The organism is Streptomyces glaucescens, from assembly GCF_002154375.1.
GTDB lineage: Bacteria > Actinomycetota > Actinomycetes > Streptomycetales > Streptomycetaceae > Streptomyces > Streptomyces glaucescens.
Genome location: NZ_MUND01000223.1, coordinates 1 through 15,130 on the forward strand (window position 1 = coordinate 1; position 15,130 = coordinate 15,130).

The window sequence follows — 15,130 nt, forward strand, 5'->3', positions numbered from 1 at the left end:
CAATGTCTCGACGTCGGGCACCCCCGCCCAAGAAGTGCCCGACGTCGAGACATTGCTCGGCCCGGCTCTGCACGAGGAGGTGGTGCGGCACTTCACGGCCAAGCCCGACGCTCCGTCCGCGTCCGTCGTACGGCACCAGGTCCGCGAGTGCCTGCGCTACCTCTACCTCCTCTCCCGCCACCCCGACCGGCTCGGCGGCCTCTTCCTCCCCGTCGAGCAGGACATCGACGAGATATGGCACTACCTGATCCTGCAGACGCGTGAGTACCGCGACCTGTGCGAGCGCCGGCTGCCCGGCGGTCACTTCATCCACCACCGGAGCATCTCCTACGACGCCTACCAGGAAGCCCCCGGACGGGAAACCGCCGTCGAGGAGGCCCTGCGCTGGATTCCCCTCTACACGGTCGCGTTCGGTCCCTTCGACGCCGACGCCCTGCCGCACTGGACGATCGTGCGTTTCCTGCACGACGAACTCGGCATGTCCTTGGAGGAAATAGCCGCCCTGGCCGACGACGCACGGACGCCCGACGGCACCGCGGCCCCGGTGGGGACCCACGCGTGACCCAGACGGCCCCGCCGACCCCTGTGCCGGACCTCTCCCGGGAACGGCGCCGCGCTCTGACGGTGCTCGTCGCCTCGCAGATCCTCGGCGGTGCCGGCATGGCGGCCGGCATCACGGTCGGCGCGCTGCTCGCCCAGGACCTGCTCGGCTCGACCAGCCTGGCCGGACTGCCGGCTGCGCTGTTCGCCGTCGGAGCGGCCCTCGGAGCGGCCGTCCTCGGGCGTGTCAGTCAGCGCCACGGGCGCCGCCTGGGGTTGCTGCTCGGCAATGGAGTCGCCGCGCTGGGCAGCGCGGGCGTCGTCGCCGGAGCTGCGGCGCGCTGGCCCGTCCTGCTCCTGGCCGCACTCTTCGTGTACGGGGCGGGGACGGTCACAGGGCTGCTCGCGCGTTACGCGGGAGCCGACCTCGCCCCGCCCGAGGGACGCGGCCGGGCCGCCGGAACCGTGTTGTTCGCCCTGACACTGGGCGCGGTCGCGGGCCCGAACCTGATCGGCCCCACCGGCACCCTCGCCCACGCCTGGGGCGTTCCGCGGCTGGCAGGGCCCTTCCTGCTGGCGGCGGCGGCCTACACGGCAGCAGCCCTGGTGCTGCTGCCGTGGCTGCGCCCGGACCCGCTGGGCCCGGCACAGCCCCAGCGACCCGGCGGTACTGTGGCCGAACCCGGCGCCGGACCCCACGGCTCCGTGCGCAGTGCCCCTGGTGTCGTCATCGGCGCCACCGTGATGATCACTGCCCAGCTGGTGATGATCGCCGTGATGACCATGACGCCCGTCCACATGACCGGCCACGGCCATGCGACGCAGGCGGTGGGTCTGGTCATCGCCCTGCACGTGGGCGCGATGTTCCTGCCGTCACCCCTGAGCGGTCTGCTCGCGGACCGGATCGGTGGGCGGCGGGTCGCCGCCACGGCCGGCGTCGTCCTGCTGGGCGCCGGCCTGTCCGCGGGCCTTGCCCCACCGACCTCTGTCACGCTGCTGGCCTGCGCGCTCGTACTGCTCGGCGTCGGCTGGAACCTGGCCCTGCTCGGCGGCACGGCCCTGATCACGGACGCCACCTCCGCCGAGAACCGCGCCGCGGTACAGGGCCTGGCGGACGTGGGGATGTCCGCGGCGGGCGCGACGGGCGGCATGCTCTCGGGCCTGGTGGCCGGCGGCAGCGACTACCCGGTCCTGGCGATGGCGGCGGGCGCCCTCGCCCTCGCGGTGATTCCGGCGGTGGCGCTGAGCAGGAGAGGCCGAAGCCCGTGAGAAGGGACGGAACCACGCAGCGGCGCGGCCCGGCCATCCGTCACGGGGAGACCATCACCGTCCACGCCGCCTCCATCGCACCGCAGGCCTCCCCACCTGGTCCGCGAGGTGACGCGGAAGAACAGGAGAACCCCGATGGCTACCACCCCCGGCCCGCCCTCCGCCCCCCACTCGGTCGATGCCGTCGTCGTCGGGGCCGGACTCTCCGGTCTCTACCAGCTGCACCGGCTGCGTGAGCTCGGCCTGACGGCGGTGGTCTTCGAGGCCGGTGACGACATCGGCGGAACCTGGTACTGGAACCGGTACCCGGGGGCCCGCTGCGACATAGAGAGCATGTCCTACTCCTACTCCTTCTCCCCGGAGCTGGACCAGGAGTGGGAATGGAGCGAACGGTACGCCTCCCAACCGGAGATCCTGCGGTACATCCACCACGTGGCGGACCGGTTCGACCTGCGCGGGGACGTCGTACTGGGCACCCGGGTCACCCGCGCCGTGTACGACGAGGAGAAACACTTCTGGCGGGTCTCCACGAACACCGCACGGGTTGTCACCGCCCGGTTCGTCATCCTGGCGACGGGCTGCATGTCGGCCCCCAAAGCCCCGGAGATACCGGGCGCCGACAGCTTCACGGGCCAGATCCACCACACCGCCCAGTGGCCGCACGAGGGCGTCTCCTTCACCGGCCGGCGGGTCGCCGTGATCGGCACCGGATGCTCCGGTGTTCAGGCCATCCCCGTTATCGCCGCCGAGGCGGCCGCCCTCACCGTCTTCCAGCGCACCCCGGCCTACGTGCTCCCGGCCCACAATCGCCCGCTGCGCACCGTGGAGGTCGAGGAACTCAAGGCCCACTACCCGCAGTTCAGGCAAGCCCAGCGGTCGTCCAGGGGAGGAACCGTCTTCGAGCCACCGACCCGGTCGGCCCTGGAGGCGGACGAGGCGGAGCGCACGGCGTCCTACGAGGCAGCCTGGGACTCAGGCCTGCTGAACGGACTGCTGCGCACCTACACCGACATCCTGACCGACGGGAGGGCCAACGAGACCGCGGCCGAGTTCATCCGGTCCAAGATCCGGTCGATCGTCACCGATCCGGCGACAGCCGAACTGCTCTCCCCGCGCACGTTCCCCTTCGCGACCAAGCGGCCGTGCCTGGGCACCGGCTATTACGCCACCTACAACCTGCCGCACGTGACGCTGGTGGACCTCCGCACGACACCGATCGAGACCATCACGCCCCGGGGCATCCGGACCTCGGACGGGGAGCACGTCGTCGACACGATCGTCCTCGCCACCGGCTTCGATGCCCTGACCGGCTCCCAGCTCGCCATCGACATCGTGGGCAAGGGCGGGGTGAGCCTCCGTACGAAGTGGGCGGACGGCCCCCGGAACTATCTAGGACTCGTCTCCTCCGGCTTCCCCAACCTCTTCACCGTCCTGGGACCGCTCAGCCCGTCCGTGCTCACCAACATCGCGGTGTCCCTGGAACAGCAGGTCGAGTGGATCACCGACTGCATCGCCCACCTTCGGGCGCGTGGGCTCACGGAGATCGACGCCACCCCAAGAGCCGAGGCGGACTGGGGCACGCGGGTGGCAGAGCTCGCCGCCCGCACGCTCTACCCGGCGGTGGACTCCTGGTACACAGGAGCGAACGTTCCGGGCAAACCCCGGGTGTTCCTGGCCTATGCCGGCGGACTGGACCGGTACCGGGAGGAGTGTGACGCCGTGAGCCGGGGCGGCTACACCGGCTTCGTCCTCTCCGCCTCACCCACCTGAGCGCGGGCGGGTGCGGCGCCGACCCAGTTGCGTGACGGGCCTCACCGGGTTCCGCCGGGCGCGGCGCGCCGGAACGGGGAACACCGTGGCTCGGGTCGGGGCCGGCCCGCGCGGTCCCCGGTGACCGTCGTCGCTGGTTTGGGGGTCCGATCCTGGTGACTCAACCGGTGGGAGACACGCTGACGGCAGGTCGGCACTCCACGGAACGCTGCTCCGGCTGAGACCAGGAGGGCGGTGACGCAAGGCGGCGGAGTACCGGGTGCGGGTGCCGACCCGATCCGGCTGTGCGGGCCCGCCGGGTCGCGGGAGTGCGACGCACTCCCGCGGGCACGCGCGGGTGCAACGCGCCCGGCCGCGAGCAGCACACGGCCGGGTCCGCGAAAGAGGGGGCGCGGCCGGCGAACCCGCCGTCCAGGCCATCGGCCGGCCCCGAGGTGGGCCGACAACCCACTCCACCTCGTTACCGACCACGCGCCTTCGTGCTGACGGCCGGACAGGCCGCAACCGCGCCCCGCTCGTGCAGCGCTCGCCGTATCGCGACGGTTCCCACTTCGCTCAGCATCTGGGACCCCCGTTGTACACGGGAGGTGTCCCGCCTGCGGCCTTCTGCACCTCGCTCTGGGTCGCGGTGACCTTCACGGCCGGGACCAGTTCAGGTTCCGTGACCTTCACGGGTTCCGTACCGGCCTCGCTGTGCCGCTCGGCCCAGTTCTCCACCGCCGTGCGGCAGGCGTGGTCCAAGTGGTGCAGCCCGGTGAGGTCCAGCTCGATCGGACGGTCTCGCGGCAGGGCCTCCAAGCTCTCGAGGATCTTCGGCAGCCGCAGGAAGGTCGCGTTGCCCGACAGGTACACCTGAACGGGACCGGCGCCCTTGTCGATGACCTCCAGCTTGGTGCGCGAGGCAACCCAGGCGGCTTTCACCACGGACAGCGCCAGTCCGATCAGCACGCCCTCGAACATGTTCACCGCGACGATGGAGACGGCCGTGACCGCCAGGATCAGAGCCTCGCCCCGGTGGGAGCGCCACAGCGCCGCGGTCTGGCGGAAGGGGATCAGCTTCCAGCCCGCGTGGATCAGGATGCCGGCCAGCGCGGGAATCGGTATCAGCGCCAGGGCGGACGGCAGCGCGGCGGCGAACAGCAGGAGCCATACGCCGTGCAGCACCCGGGACGCCTTGGTCTTCGCACCCGCCGCGACGTTGGCGGAGCTGCGCACGATCACCGCGGTCATCGGCAGCGCGCCGAGCGCACCGCAGATCGTGTTGCCCGCGCCTTGGGCGATCATCTCCTTGTCGTACTGAGTGCGCGGGCCGTCGTGCAGCCGGTCCACCGCGGCGGCGCTGAACAGGCTCTCCGCGGAGGCGATCAGGGCGAAGGCGCCGATGGTGCCCCAGATGGCCGGGGAAGCCAGCTCGCCGAAGGCCCCAGAGCCAGGCGGCTGGATCACGCCGAGCAGCCCCTCCACTTCGACCGTGGCGACCGGCAGGCCACAGACGAGCGCGGTCACCGTGGCCAACAGCACCGCCGCGAGGGCGCCGGGCACAGCCTGCGCTGCCTTCGGCATCCTCTTCCACAGCACGATGACGGCGATGGTTCCCGTACCGATCGCGAGCGAGGTGAGAGCCGCGGTGCTGCTCAGGGCGTCGGGGACCGCTCCTGGCAGCCCTGCGATCTTGCCGAGGCCGGTGTCGGGCGCCTTCAGGCCGGCCGCCGCGTAGATCTGACCGGCGATGATCACCAGGCCGATGCCGCAGAGCATGCCCTCGACGACGGAGACGGATATCGCGCGGAACCAACGGCCCACCTTCGAAAAGCCCATGGCGAGCTGGAGCAGTCCGGCGACCAGCACGATGACGCCGAGCGCGGACACCCCGAACTCGCTGACGGCCTCGAAGACCAGCACGGTCAGGCCGGCTGCGGGCCCGGACACCTGGAGGCTGCTGCCGGGCATGAGCCCGGTGATGATGCCCCCCACGATACCGGTGACCAGGCCCAGTTCGGCCGGGACCCCGGACGCGACCGCCACACCGACGCACAGCGGCACGGCGACCAGGAAGACGACGAGGGAGGCGGTGAAGTCCTGCCGCCAGTAGGGGAACTTCGACAGTACGTTCATGGCGGTCACCGGTCCCTTCAGCGCCTCTCGAAGGTGTCGGACCCCGTCTGGTGCGCGTGCACGGTTCCGGTGTGCACGTCGTAGTACCAGGCGTGCAGTCCCAGTCGGCCGTCCGCCAAGCGCTTGTCGACGCAGGGGTACGAGCGCAGCCGCAGCACCTGGGTCAGGACGTGGTTCTGCGCCGCCTCGGCCACCGTCGGGTCGCCGCCGTCGGCACACCGGGGTTCGTCAGCGGCGTACGTGAGCCACTCACGCACAGCCGGTACGGGGGTCAGGTCGTCACCGCGCACCACCGCGCCCGAGGCCCCGCAGTGGGAGTGGCCGCAGACCACGATGCCCTTCACCCCGAGCACCTCCACCGCGTACTCGATGGTGGCCGCCTCGCTGGTTGGGTGCGCGGAGGCGTACGGCGGGACGATGTTGCCCGCGGTCCGCAGCTCGAACAGCTCGCCGGGCCGGGCGCCCGTGATCAGAGCCGGAACGACCCGGGAATCGGAGCAGGTGATGATCAAGACGTCGGGGGACTGCCCTTCGGCGAGGTGGGCGAACTCCTCAGGGCGCCGTCGGAACGTGCGGGCGTTGTCGATGAGGGACTTCATGGTGTGGTAACTCCTCCTGGCGCGCAGTGGGGGCGCGTCGGGCCTGCATGACAGCGACGGGGCGGCAGATGCGGAGCGCGGCCGGGGTGCGGGCCGGCGGCGGTCTCGGAGCGCGGTGGTGGCGGTGCCGAACCGGACTGTTTCCTGTATCGCCGACAGGCCCGGTGTCAGCGGCGGACGGTCGGGCGCTCCCGGGACGGCGTCCGCGATGCGGAGCCGGTCGTGGGTGCGCCGGAGGCCCGCCGGGGCCTTGAGAACGGCCGATGGCGCGGCAGAGGGCGACCTCGTCGCACAGCGCCTTCCCGGTAGAGGGTGTTCCGGGGCGTCACGCCTTCCCGGCAGGATCACTTTCGGCCTGACTCCGGGTCTCTGCAGAGCGGACGGTGTGCGCGGATGCGAGGGACGCGAGGGGTGCGGAGAACCGGAGGCGAACGGGGCGGACGTCAAGTCCCCGGTCGTCGCCCGGGGCGTCGCAGCACGGAACATGCGCCCCCTTCCGATCGTTCGTACCCATCGCGCGTGTCAATGTCTGGTCAACCGTTGGTCAAGAAACGCTTACCCGGCAAAGCCGTTCGCAGGGTTTACTCAACGTTTCGAGGGCGAACAGAGCCTGAAAACCGCAGATGGTTGGCGCGAATCGACCCTTGGCGGACACGGTCGGACCGGGCGCACGCGGTTGGACGCGGTCTGTCCGGGCCGGGAGACGGGTGCGGGCGCAGTCGCCCGCACGGCGTGCCGACGAGTCAGGCCGCCGTGGAGCCGGTGGTAGATGACGGCGGCCTCCACGCCGCGCCGCCAGTGTGCGTGCTCGGGGTTGAGGACCCGCAGGTTGATGAACGCGGCCACCGTGGCGGGGTCACGCGGGGCGGAGAACTTCAGCGACTGCCGGGCCGGTACCGGCAGTCGGTCGCTTCGGTCGCTGCCGGCTCCCTCACCCTCCTGCTCCCCACCACGGCTCTGTACGCCCCTGACACGGCTGCGCGCCTGGGGCTCGGCGAAGCTGCTCCACCACCCGGGCATCATGCGCCCGGAGCGCCTCCAGCAGCTTGGCGAGCCCGCCGTGCGCCCCGCGAGGTCAGCATGCTGTCCGCCGTCTCCCCGGGCTCCAGCAGCACCGGCACGACCAGGCTGGCCACCTTCCCCTCACCCGGCTGCATCCGCAGAGCGCGGCCGACGGCCTGGACGAGATCGGGCATGGCTCCGCGGACGTCGGCGAAGTAGACGGAGTCGCAGTGCCGGGTATCCACGCCTTCCCCGAGGATGCGAACACTGCTCAGGAAGGTGTTCTCCACGACCGTGCCGTCTGCGGCGATCCCGTCGGCGAACTCGGCAAGGACCCGCCGCCGCCCCCGGCTTGTGCTCTCCGCACAGCCACTCAGCCCAGATCGTCTTCGGATACAGCCCCGGGTCACCGGTGTGCAGCCGCTCGGCGACGTCCGACAGGCCGGCCGCGAATGCCTCGGCCTCTTTCGCCACGTGGTCCCGGCGCAGTACTGGTGAGGCCGAGGCGATCGCCATGTACGTGCGGCGACGGGGCGCGACGAGTCGGTCGGTCAGCCGGTTGCCCGCCTCAGCGTGGAGCAACGCCGCGGTCGGGTCCCGCCGTGCGGCCCAGTGCCCAGCGGTGCAGCCGGTCGCCGTCGCGCGTGAGCCAGGTTCCGTCTCCCAGCACGGTGACGTCCTCGTCCACCGGCGCCGGGTAGTTAAGCCGACCGAGCGGACGCAGTGTGTCGGCGTCGAGCAGCCAGTGCCGTAGCTCCGGGGCCCCTCCCGGGTGCACCCGGCCGGGGACCAGCACATGGCGCACGTCCAGGACCTCTGCGGAGAAGAACTCGTCGTTCTCCGGGTCGACGGCCAGCTCCGCCAGGTCCAGCAGTGCCGTCTGCCCCCCGGAGCCGGAGCCGGAGCCGGAGCCGAGGTCGTACGACGCCAGTTCATCGCGGTCGTCGTCGAGGAACAGGTGCTCGGCGTACCGCTGGGTCAGCACCCGCGAGCCGGGGAGGAATCCCGTCAGTGCGCGCATCCACGTGCCGCCGAGGACGTGAAGACCGTCGGCGTGAGGCTCGGCCCACCAGGTCGACCAGCTGTGCCAGGCGGTCCAGCAGGACACCACCACTGCTCCACCGTCCGGCCGCCAGGAGGCGACCGCGGCGGACGCCAGCGAGCGGATCTGCCGCCGGCCGAGCACCTCGCCGGTCGCCGCGTCCAGGAGCAGCAGGTCGTCCCAGGTGTAGTTGCGGCCCGGCTCCAGGTCGTACACCAAAGCCGCCTTCTCCCGGTCGGGCTCCAGTGTCGGCACGACGGTGCACACCAGCCGTCCGTCCGGGCTGAGGGCCGGGGTGGAGTGCGCCCGGGCGGCGCCGTGCCACGGATCGTGAGCGAGTTCCCAGCGCCGGCCGCCGTCGGGGCCCAGCGCCCGCACCGACGACACTCCGGCCACCACGAATCCACCGTCGGGCGTGGGAACCGCCCGTTCGTGCTCCTCCGTCCGCAGGGCGGCGCTGGCGCCCGCACTCCTCCCCGCGAGGAAGTCCTCGCGGTCGTGTACCTCCACCAGCCCGGGTGTGCGGACGAGGAGCCGTCCTCCGGAGATCGCTCTGAGCGTGCCCGGCGCCGTCGTCGTGCCGAGCGGCACCACGTCGATCCGTTCCTCCCCCGTCGCGTTCATGAGGTGCATGCTCGCAAGTGCCACGCGGGCCCCGCCAGCCGTTTTGCGGGGCCGGCGGTCCCGCCGGCCGGTCAGGGCGGGGCTCCGGTCCGTAGCACCACCTCCCGGGCGTAGACCCTCACAGCGGCCAGGTGCACGTCATCGCTGGCGCAACTCACCGAACCAGCGCACGATCGCCGGCGTCGCCGCGACGTTGGACCCCAGGTGACGGGAGCCGTGGTGGTCGACAGCGCCGAGATCGACCACGGGGGCGTCCACTCCGTTCCTGAGCAGGGCATCCCGGCAGTACTCCGTGTTGGCGGTGACGGCCTGCTCGTCCCCAGTCGCCATGGAGAGCCGGGCCGGGGCGCGAGGGGCCCAGTCGGTGCATACGGCATCGGTCGTGCGCAGCGCCGCTGCCAGCGGCCCCGGCGGATGCGCGAGCAGCTCGCGGCCGTGCCCGGTCAGCAGCCTCGCGAGAGTGCCGGGCGTGCCCCGCATCAGCTGCTCGCCCGTGTGCGCACCGTCGAAGAGCGCCTCCACGGTCCTGTCATACGGGGCTCGGAAGACCTGGCCAGGGCTGTCGTAGACGTGGTGCAGCCGGTTGAAGGCCACCAGGGTGCAGGCCGCGTACAGCACGCTGGACTTGGGGTCCAGCCTGCCCTCGAGGAAGGCGGGCAACTCCGTGCCACCGAAGTCGTACGCGCCGCTGATCGGGGCCAGCGCGCCCATCCGGAACCAGTGGTCCTCACTCGCTTGCAGAGCCCGGCCGAGCCCCAGTGCCGCCGAAGCGCCCTGCGAGAAGCCGGTGAGCATGACCTTCCGCTCCAGCACATGTCCGGTGCCGTGCGCGAAGGAGACCGCCTGCAACCGTCTCTCGCTGTTGAGCGGCAGCACCAGCAGCCCGCTCGCCGTGGTGGGCCCTCCCTGGGGATCGACGGTCCGGTAGACCAGCCGGTACGCGACCACGCCGTGTCGGACGGTGTCGCCTTCGAACCCGGCACCGCCCAGCTCGGCGGCCACGGCCTGCGGGGTCGCGAGGGTGTACAGCTTCTCGGCGGAGACCAGCGTGCCCCGGCCACGGTCCTCGTGCTTCCCGTCCGCCTGCGTCCGTACCTGCGCGGCGGGCGCGGCGGCGGTGGCAATGGCCGGCCCGCTCAGCAGCACGCCGCAGCAGACGGCTGCCCCTACGGCCCGGAGGCCGGCGCGGTACGGCGTTGCCGTTGCCCTGCGCGGGGACGGTGAGGCGGAGTTGACCACGATGTCCTCCAAAGGTGGCTCGCCAGAGGCGAGTTCAGCCTCACGTAATCCGGACTGCGCCGCACTGGTGCAGGTCCCCCGGGTCCTCCTGGCGCCTGCCCCCGAAGCCGGAATACCGGCACAGCGGCTACCTGGCCGCGGACCACCGTGGCAAGGTGACCCGGGTGATGCCCAACGACGAGGAGTACTGATCTCCCGCACCAGCTGCACGTGAGGCTGGTGGCGCGTGCTGGGGCGTGTTGCCGGACCTGAGCGCCCGTGCGCCCCGCAAGCCCACTCCCTGACAGCGACGGGTGCGGCGCACGGTCGACCGTATGGGGGTCACCTGGGAACAGGAGTGTGCGGGGCGCGGCGACGGCAGCGGATGCCCGTACGGGGAGGTGCTGACCCTCGACGCGGGGGTCCCGGTGTACCGGTGCGACGACTGCCTGCACTACTGGGAGCTGGACGAGACCGAGCCGGGGCGCCGGACGGGGGCGGACGATTCCCTGACCTGGCTGGGGGATCCGGGTGAGGCGGGGAGAGGCACCGCGGCGTAGACCTGTGCGGCATGGGTGACAGGGCCGCCTCCGCCGCACCGCTGACCACCGCTGCCCCGTGACGAGACGCGCTCCGGCGCCCGCCCTCTGCGCACAGGACACCGGCAGGCCGCTCCCCGTCGGGCCGGCGCGGGCAGGCGCCGGGAAACACGTGCGACGCCTGAAAGGGACTGCTGTCCTGCCCATCCGCCGGTTCCTTTGGAGCAGCGGGCAGGACGCTGAGGGTGAGCCGACGGCACTGGCCACAAGCGGGTGAGCCGACGGCACTGGCCACAAGCGGGTGAGCCGACGACACCGGCTGCAACTGCGCGCATGGGTCAGGACGGAGCGCCCAGCGACCAGCCGCAGACGTCGCTGACCCGTCCGCGCCACACCGATGAGGTCGGGGCGCCGGGTACGGACATGAAGGTGACGTCCACCAGGTGCAGGAACCGGTGCAGGCCACGGTCCGAGGCGTCACCGTGAGGCTGCGCGGCCTGCACCATCTGCGGCAACTGCGCCATCGGCGCCGCCTGCGGTGTCACACCGGCATCCCGCACCGCCTCCTCCCAGCGCTCCGCCCACGACCGGGCGGCGACCAGATGTCCGCCGATGATGCCGCCCGAAGTGGTCAGGCAGATCGCCATCCTGGCATCGGGCTGCGCCTCGACGAGCCGCAGCAGGATCTCCAGGTGTGTGTCGATGGCGGGAACAGTGGTCTCGTCGGCAGCCTGGTTCGGGCTCTCCGTCACCGCGGACTCTCCTTCTTCCGGCGTCGGTGATCGCACGGCAGTGCGCCGCCTCCGCATTCTCTTCCCGGGCCTCCGCACCCGATAGCGTCGCGTCGCTGCCACGCTCGTGCTCGAGCACCCGCCCGCGGACCGACGACGCACCGCTTACCCCCATCCGCATCGCCCATGCCGACGAGGGCCGCCGTTCACGGCGGTGTGTCAGTGGCAGGCCGCGGGATCACCGCGGACCGGGCCGACGAGGGGGGCAGGACCACGAGGGCGAGGAGAGCGAGGCGAGCGGGGGAGGCGACCGCTCGTCGATCAGCCGCAGTCACAAGGGCCGCAACCGTCGAGCGCTGCTTCAACAAGTCCGACCAGTGGCGCGGCCTGGCCACCCGCGACGACAGGACCGCCACCGTCTGGCTCGCCGGACTCCACCTCACGGCCCTCTTCACCTGGTCGGCAGGGGCTCGCAGCTCTCCCGCCGGCCGGTGGACTGGGGAAGTAGACCTGGCGCCAGTGTTCGGCCGAGCGGACCAGGTCCTCGGTGACATGGTGCAGGAACTGGCTCAGATTCACCAACCGTGCACCGGCGGGCGTGGCAGGGCCGAGTGCCCGAGCGCTGCGCGCGGAGGCGGCGGCGATCCGGGTGTCGATGCGTGTGCTGGCCATGATGGCCTGGAACCACACGTCGTCGCCGATGACGTAGGGTTCCGCGCGGCTGCGGGGGTCGCGCCGGCGGTGGATGATCCCCATCGCCTCCAGGAGGCCGACGGCCTTGGAGATGGCGGCGGGGCTGACGCTCACCGCTGGTGTGGCCGACACGGCGACGGGAGTCCCGTGTCGGCCGGGGAAGTACGCGCACACCGGCAGCGGCGGGAAAGCAGCCCGGAGAGCGCTTCGAGTACTCCAACGGCGGTTTCCACCGTGCCGAGGCCATCATCGAGAAAGTCACCGGCAACAGCCTCGCCGAGGAGATCGACCGCAGGATCGTCCGACCGCTCGGCCTGACCGGCACCCACGTGCGCTCCGCCGAGGACACGGGATACCCCGATCTCGACGAAAACCCCTTGCGACCAAGGATGGCGATCGCCGTACGGTTGCTCCCCGTGACCATCGAGATGCCCTACCAGCCACTTCCGATCGACCAGTCCGACGTGCGCTACGTCCACGGACCCGATTCCGCTCTACAGCCTGGTGTGCCCGCTGGGGAGACGGTCGAGCTCGAGTGGAGGGGCAGCGAGGTCTACCCGGGAACCTTCCGGAAGTTCTGGGTGCACGTGCCTGCACAGTACGACCCAGCGGAACCGGCATCCCTGATGGTGTTCCAGGACGGATGGTGGTACCTGGACCCCGCAGGGGAGGTACGCGGCGCGGTCGTCCTGGACAACCTCATTCACCGCGGCGACATACCCGTCACCATCGGCGTGTTCGTCGATCCTGGCGTCTTCCCCGACGCGGAGAACCCGAAGAACCGCAACAACGAGTACGACGCCTTCGACGACCGGTACGTCACCTTCCTCCTCACCGAGATCATCCCGCAGGTTGCGGAGCGCTATACCCTCGCCCAGTCACCCGAAAGGTGGGGCATCTGCGGCGGGAGCAGCGGCGGCAACTGCGCCTTTACCGCCGCGTGGCTGCGTCCGGACAAGTTCCGCCGCGTCATCGGATACCTGTCCAGCTTCGCGCAGATGCCGGACGGCAATCCCTACCCAGACCTCATCTCCCGCGTCCCCCGCAAGCCGCTGCGCATCTTCATGCAAGGCGGCCACCGCGACCTGCACTGGAATGAGCCGCAGTGGAACTGGCTCGCCGAGAACCTGCGTGTGGCAGCCGCTCTCGCTGAAGCGGGCTACGACTTCCGCCTTGTCCTGGGAGACGGCGGCCACAGCCCCAACCACGGCGGCGTCCTGCTGCCTGACGCGCTGCGCTGGCTGTGGCGGCCCAGCGAGGATTGACCGATACACGCGTCATCCGACCTGGCGTCGGCTGCGGTGAGGTGGGCTGCACCTGGTCGCATAAAGGCGTGAAGCTCCTGGTAGGCGAGTTCACAACAAGATCACTCGCTTGACCAGGAGCGTCGTCGTGCTTGCCTACCCGTCCGCGACCGGCCTGTCCAGCTCACCCTTGCGCTTGCTGACCGGGCAGCTCGCCGAGCGTCGCCTACAGGTGCACCCGCTTGCGGCGCTTGCCCCCGAATCGGCAGGCCCTGCTCGTCCTGGCCCACCTGCGCTGCTCAGTGATGGAGGAGCCCAGACTCGAACCCCTGGACGTCACCGCATTCAACACCTCGTGGGTGCCCGCCAACGTCGGCTCCACCACCGACGGCATGATCAAAGTCGTCGGTGCGCTGGCCGGCGGCACAGCATCGCGCGATGTGGACCACGGTCCCCACCGAGGGCGGCAACTGGATGCCGTACGCCCGGTACGGCCTCGGTCTGTTCGAGTTCGACGAGGCGGCGACGGGCGGCCTGACGCTCCGTGGTGTGGGCGGCAACTACTGGGGATGCCTGTTCCACACCGTGAGCACCGCCGACGGCGGCCACGCCGTCTCCATCGGCGAGTTGCCGGGGCGGCCACCGGATTACGGCCTCGCCTGATCTCCCGGCGGCGCCACGGCCTGGCCGCCATCGTCCAGGGAGGATGCCCGGGTCGTGCGGCGGAAGGCGGCGCGGTAGGTACTCGGGCGTTGGCCGGTGTGCCGGGCGAAGAGGGCGGCGAAGGTACCCGGGTCCTGGTAGCCGACGGCCGCGGCGACGGCGGCGACGGTGCGGTCGGTGGTCTCCAGAAGGTGACGGGCGCGGCGGACCCGGGAGCCTTGGAGGTGGGCCAGCGGGCTGCGACCGGTCTCTTCGGCGAAGCGGCGCAGCAGCGTGCGGGGACTGACCCGGAAGGCGCTCGCGAGCGCGGCGAGGTCGTACCGTTCGGCGAGGTTCTGATCGAGGTGCCGCATCACCTGCTGGGAGAACTCGCGTCCGGGGCGCGGGAGAAGACGGGGATCGACGTACGGGGTCTGTGAGGTCCGCGCGTCGTCGACGAGCGTCAGGCGGGCCGTGGTCCGGGCCACCCTGGGGCCGTTGTGCCGCAGGACCAGTTCCAGCGCGAAGTCGTACATGGCGCTGAAGGCGGCCGTGGTGGTCACACCCGTGTCGGTGACGACCAGCCGCTCGGGCCGCACGTCGGCGCCCGGGCAGCGCCTGGCCAGTTCGGCGGCGTACAGCCAGGAGGTGGTGGCCCGGCGCCGGTCGAGGAGCCCCGCCTCGGCGAGCAGGAACGCGCCGACGCAGAGGGAGACGACGGCGGTGCCGGCGGCGGCCTGCGCGCGGATCGTCGCGATCTCGGGGGCGAGGCGGGCGAGCCGCTCGTCGAGGTCCGTGTCCGGGCGCAGCTCGAAGCCGGGGATCACGAGGACGTCGACCTCGTGCACGGGACGCACGTCCAGGCAGGCACCGCCCGAGGCGGTGACCCGGCGGCGGGGCGAGACGACCCGCACCCGGTAGCCGGGCGCCCCCGGCCCGGCGACGTGCCCGGCCATCGTCAACAGGTCCGGGACGCCGAACACTTCGGACGCGAAGCAGCCCGGATACGCCAGAACCCCGACCCGCAGCGCACCCGGCTCGGTGCCCGGTCCCGCCCCCTCCGTCGGCTGGCGCGTCACCTCTGCCATCGCTTCCGTACCCC

Annotated in this window: 14 protein-coding genes; 6 read left to right on the forward strand and 8 right to left on the reverse strand. The window is 71.5% G+C overall.

Annotation, left to right across the window (positions count from 1 at the left end; genetic code table 11):
* Nucleotides 1-34: 34 nt before the first annotated feature.
* From CCN42_RS16340 to CCN42_RS16350, 3 genes are all read left to right on the forward strand, one after another.
* Nucleotides 35-562 (forward strand): glycine-rich domain-containing protein, encoded by a 528-nt coding sequence (locus CCN42_RS16340; RefSeq protein ID WP_086736488.1) that lies wholly within the window; start codon nucleotides 35-37, stop codon nucleotides 560-562.
* A complete protein-coding gene (locus CCN42_RS16345; protein ID WP_245877309.1) occupies nucleotides 559-1,809 on the forward strand; it encodes an MFS transporter in 1,251 nt (416 codons plus the stop codon). The genes CCN42_RS16340 and CCN42_RS16345 overlap by 4 nt, the downstream gene beginning before the upstream one ends.
* A 135-nt stretch (nucleotides 1,810-1,944) precedes the next feature.
* On the forward strand, nucleotides 1,945-3,579 hold the full coding sequence (locus CCN42_RS16350) for a flavin-containing monooxygenase (RefSeq protein ID WP_086736490.1): 1,635 nt from the start codon (nucleotides 1,945-1,947) through the stop codon (nucleotides 3,577-3,579).
* 555 nt (nucleotides 3,580-4,134) lie between these two features.
* Here CCN42_RS16350 and CCN42_RS16355 read toward each other — a convergent pair.
* From CCN42_RS16355 to CCN42_RS16375, 5 genes are all read right to left on the reverse strand, one after another.
* Nucleotides 4,135-5,694 (reverse strand): SulP family inorganic anion transporter, encoded by a 1,560-nt coding sequence (locus CCN42_RS16355; protein WP_086736503.1) that lies wholly within the window; start codon nucleotides 5,692-5,694, stop codon nucleotides 4,135-4,137.
* 17 nt (nucleotides 5,695-5,711) lie between these two features.
* Nucleotides 5,712-6,293 carry a carbonic anhydrase gene (locus CCN42_RS16360; RefSeq protein ID WP_086736492.1) on the reverse strand — a complete coding sequence of 194 codons (582 nt, stop codon included), beginning with the start codon at nucleotides 6,291-6,293 and terminating at the stop codon, nucleotides 5,712-5,714.
* Between the two features lie 1,019 nt (nucleotides 6,294-7,312).
* Nucleotides 7,313-7,585 carry a helicase-related protein gene (locus CCN42_RS46130; protein ID WP_422641170.1) on the reverse strand — a complete coding sequence of 91 codons (273 nt, stop codon included), beginning with the start codon at nucleotides 7,583-7,585 and terminating at the stop codon, nucleotides 7,313-7,315.
* Nucleotides 7,586-7,863: 278 nt separating this feature from the next.
* Nucleotides 7,864-8,961: a hypothetical protein gene (locus CCN42_RS16370; protein WP_143661924.1), complete on the reverse strand. Its 1,098-nt coding sequence runs from the start codon at nucleotides 8,959-8,961 to the stop codon at nucleotides 7,864-7,866.
* A gap of 138 nt (nucleotides 8,962-9,099) precedes the next feature.
* Entirely contained in the window at nucleotides 9,100-10,107 is a 1,008-nt protein-coding gene (locus CCN42_RS16375; RefSeq protein ID WP_211294721.1) for a lipase, read from the reverse strand.
* Nucleotides 10,108-10,514: 407 nt separating this feature from the next.
* On the opposite strand from CCN42_RS16375, the gene CCN42_RS16380 reads away from it, so the two are divergent.
* Nucleotides 10,515-10,739, forward strand: coding sequence for a hypothetical protein (locus CCN42_RS16380; RefSeq protein WP_086736507.1), 225 nt, complete (start codon nucleotides 10,515-10,517; stop codon nucleotides 10,737-10,739).
* A gap of 317 nt (nucleotides 10,740-11,056) precedes the next feature.
* Here CCN42_RS16380 and CCN42_RS16385 read toward each other — a convergent pair whose 3' ends face one another.
* Both CCN42_RS16385 and CCN42_RS46135 read right to left on the reverse strand, forming a co-directional pair.
* Nucleotides 11,057-11,470: a hypothetical protein gene (locus tag CCN42_RS16385; protein WP_086170241.1), complete on the reverse strand. Its 414-nt coding sequence runs from the start codon at nucleotides 11,468-11,470 to the stop codon at nucleotides 11,057-11,059.
* 300 nt (nucleotides 11,471-11,770) lie between these two features.
* Complete coding sequence (locus CCN42_RS46135) at nucleotides 11,771-12,256, reverse strand: hypothetical protein (protein ID WP_086736496.1); 486 nt, start codon at nucleotides 12,254-12,256, stop codon at nucleotides 11,771-11,773.
* Between the two features lie 5 nt (nucleotides 12,257-12,261).
* Between CCN42_RS46135 and CCN42_RS16395 the strand changes: the two genes are divergently transcribed.
* Entirely contained in the window at nucleotides 12,262-13,407 is a 1,146-nt protein-coding gene (locus CCN42_RS16395) for an alpha/beta hydrolase (RefSeq protein ID WP_086736498.1), read from the forward strand.
* A 417-nt stretch (nucleotides 13,408-13,824) separates the two neighbouring features.
* Nucleotides 13,825-14,049 (forward strand): hypothetical protein, encoded by a 225-nt coding sequence (locus CCN42_RS43770; protein ID WP_211294722.1) that lies wholly within the window; start codon nucleotides 13,825-13,827, stop codon nucleotides 14,047-14,049.
* Here CCN42_RS43770 and CCN42_RS16405 read toward each other — a convergent pair.
* The gene (locus CCN42_RS16405; RefSeq protein ID WP_086736500.1) at nucleotides 14,034-15,116 is read right to left on the reverse strand and encodes a GlxA family transcriptional regulator; all 1,083 of its coding nucleotides are present in this window, start codon (nucleotides 15,114-15,116) and stop codon (nucleotides 14,034-14,036) included. The two genes, CCN42_RS43770 and CCN42_RS16405, sit on opposite strands and share 16 nt — an antisense overlap.
* Between the last annotated feature and the right edge of the window lie 14 nt (nucleotides 15,117-15,130).

Coding starts and splice junctions, on each gene's coding strand:
- CCN42_RS16370 (WP_143661924.1), bottom strand. CDS start 8,961: ATGAACGCGACGGGGGAGGAACGGATCGACGTGGTGCCGCTCGGCACG.
- CCN42_RS16405 (WP_086736500.1), bottom strand. CDS start 15,116: ATGGCAGAGGTGACGCGCCAGCCGACGGAGGGGGCGGGACCGGGCACC.
- CCN42_RS43770 (WP_211294722.1), top strand. CDS start 13,825: ATGTGGACCACGGTCCCCACCGAGGGCGGCAACTGGATGCCGTACGCC.
- CCN42_RS16380 (WP_086736507.1), top strand. CDS start 10,515: ATGGGGGTCACCTGGGAACAGGAGTGTGCGGGGCGCGGCGACGGCAGC.
- CCN42_RS16360 (WP_086736492.1), bottom strand. CDS start 6,293: ATGAAGTCCCTCATCGACAACGCCCGCACGTTCCGACGGCGCCCTGAG.
- CCN42_RS16350 (WP_086736490.1), top strand. CDS start 1,945: ATGGCTACCACCCCCGGCCCGCCCTCCGCCCCCCACTCGGTCGATGCC.
- CCN42_RS16355 (WP_086736503.1), bottom strand. CDS start 5,694: ATGAACGTACTGTCGAAGTTCCCCTACTGGCGGCAGGACTTCACCGCC.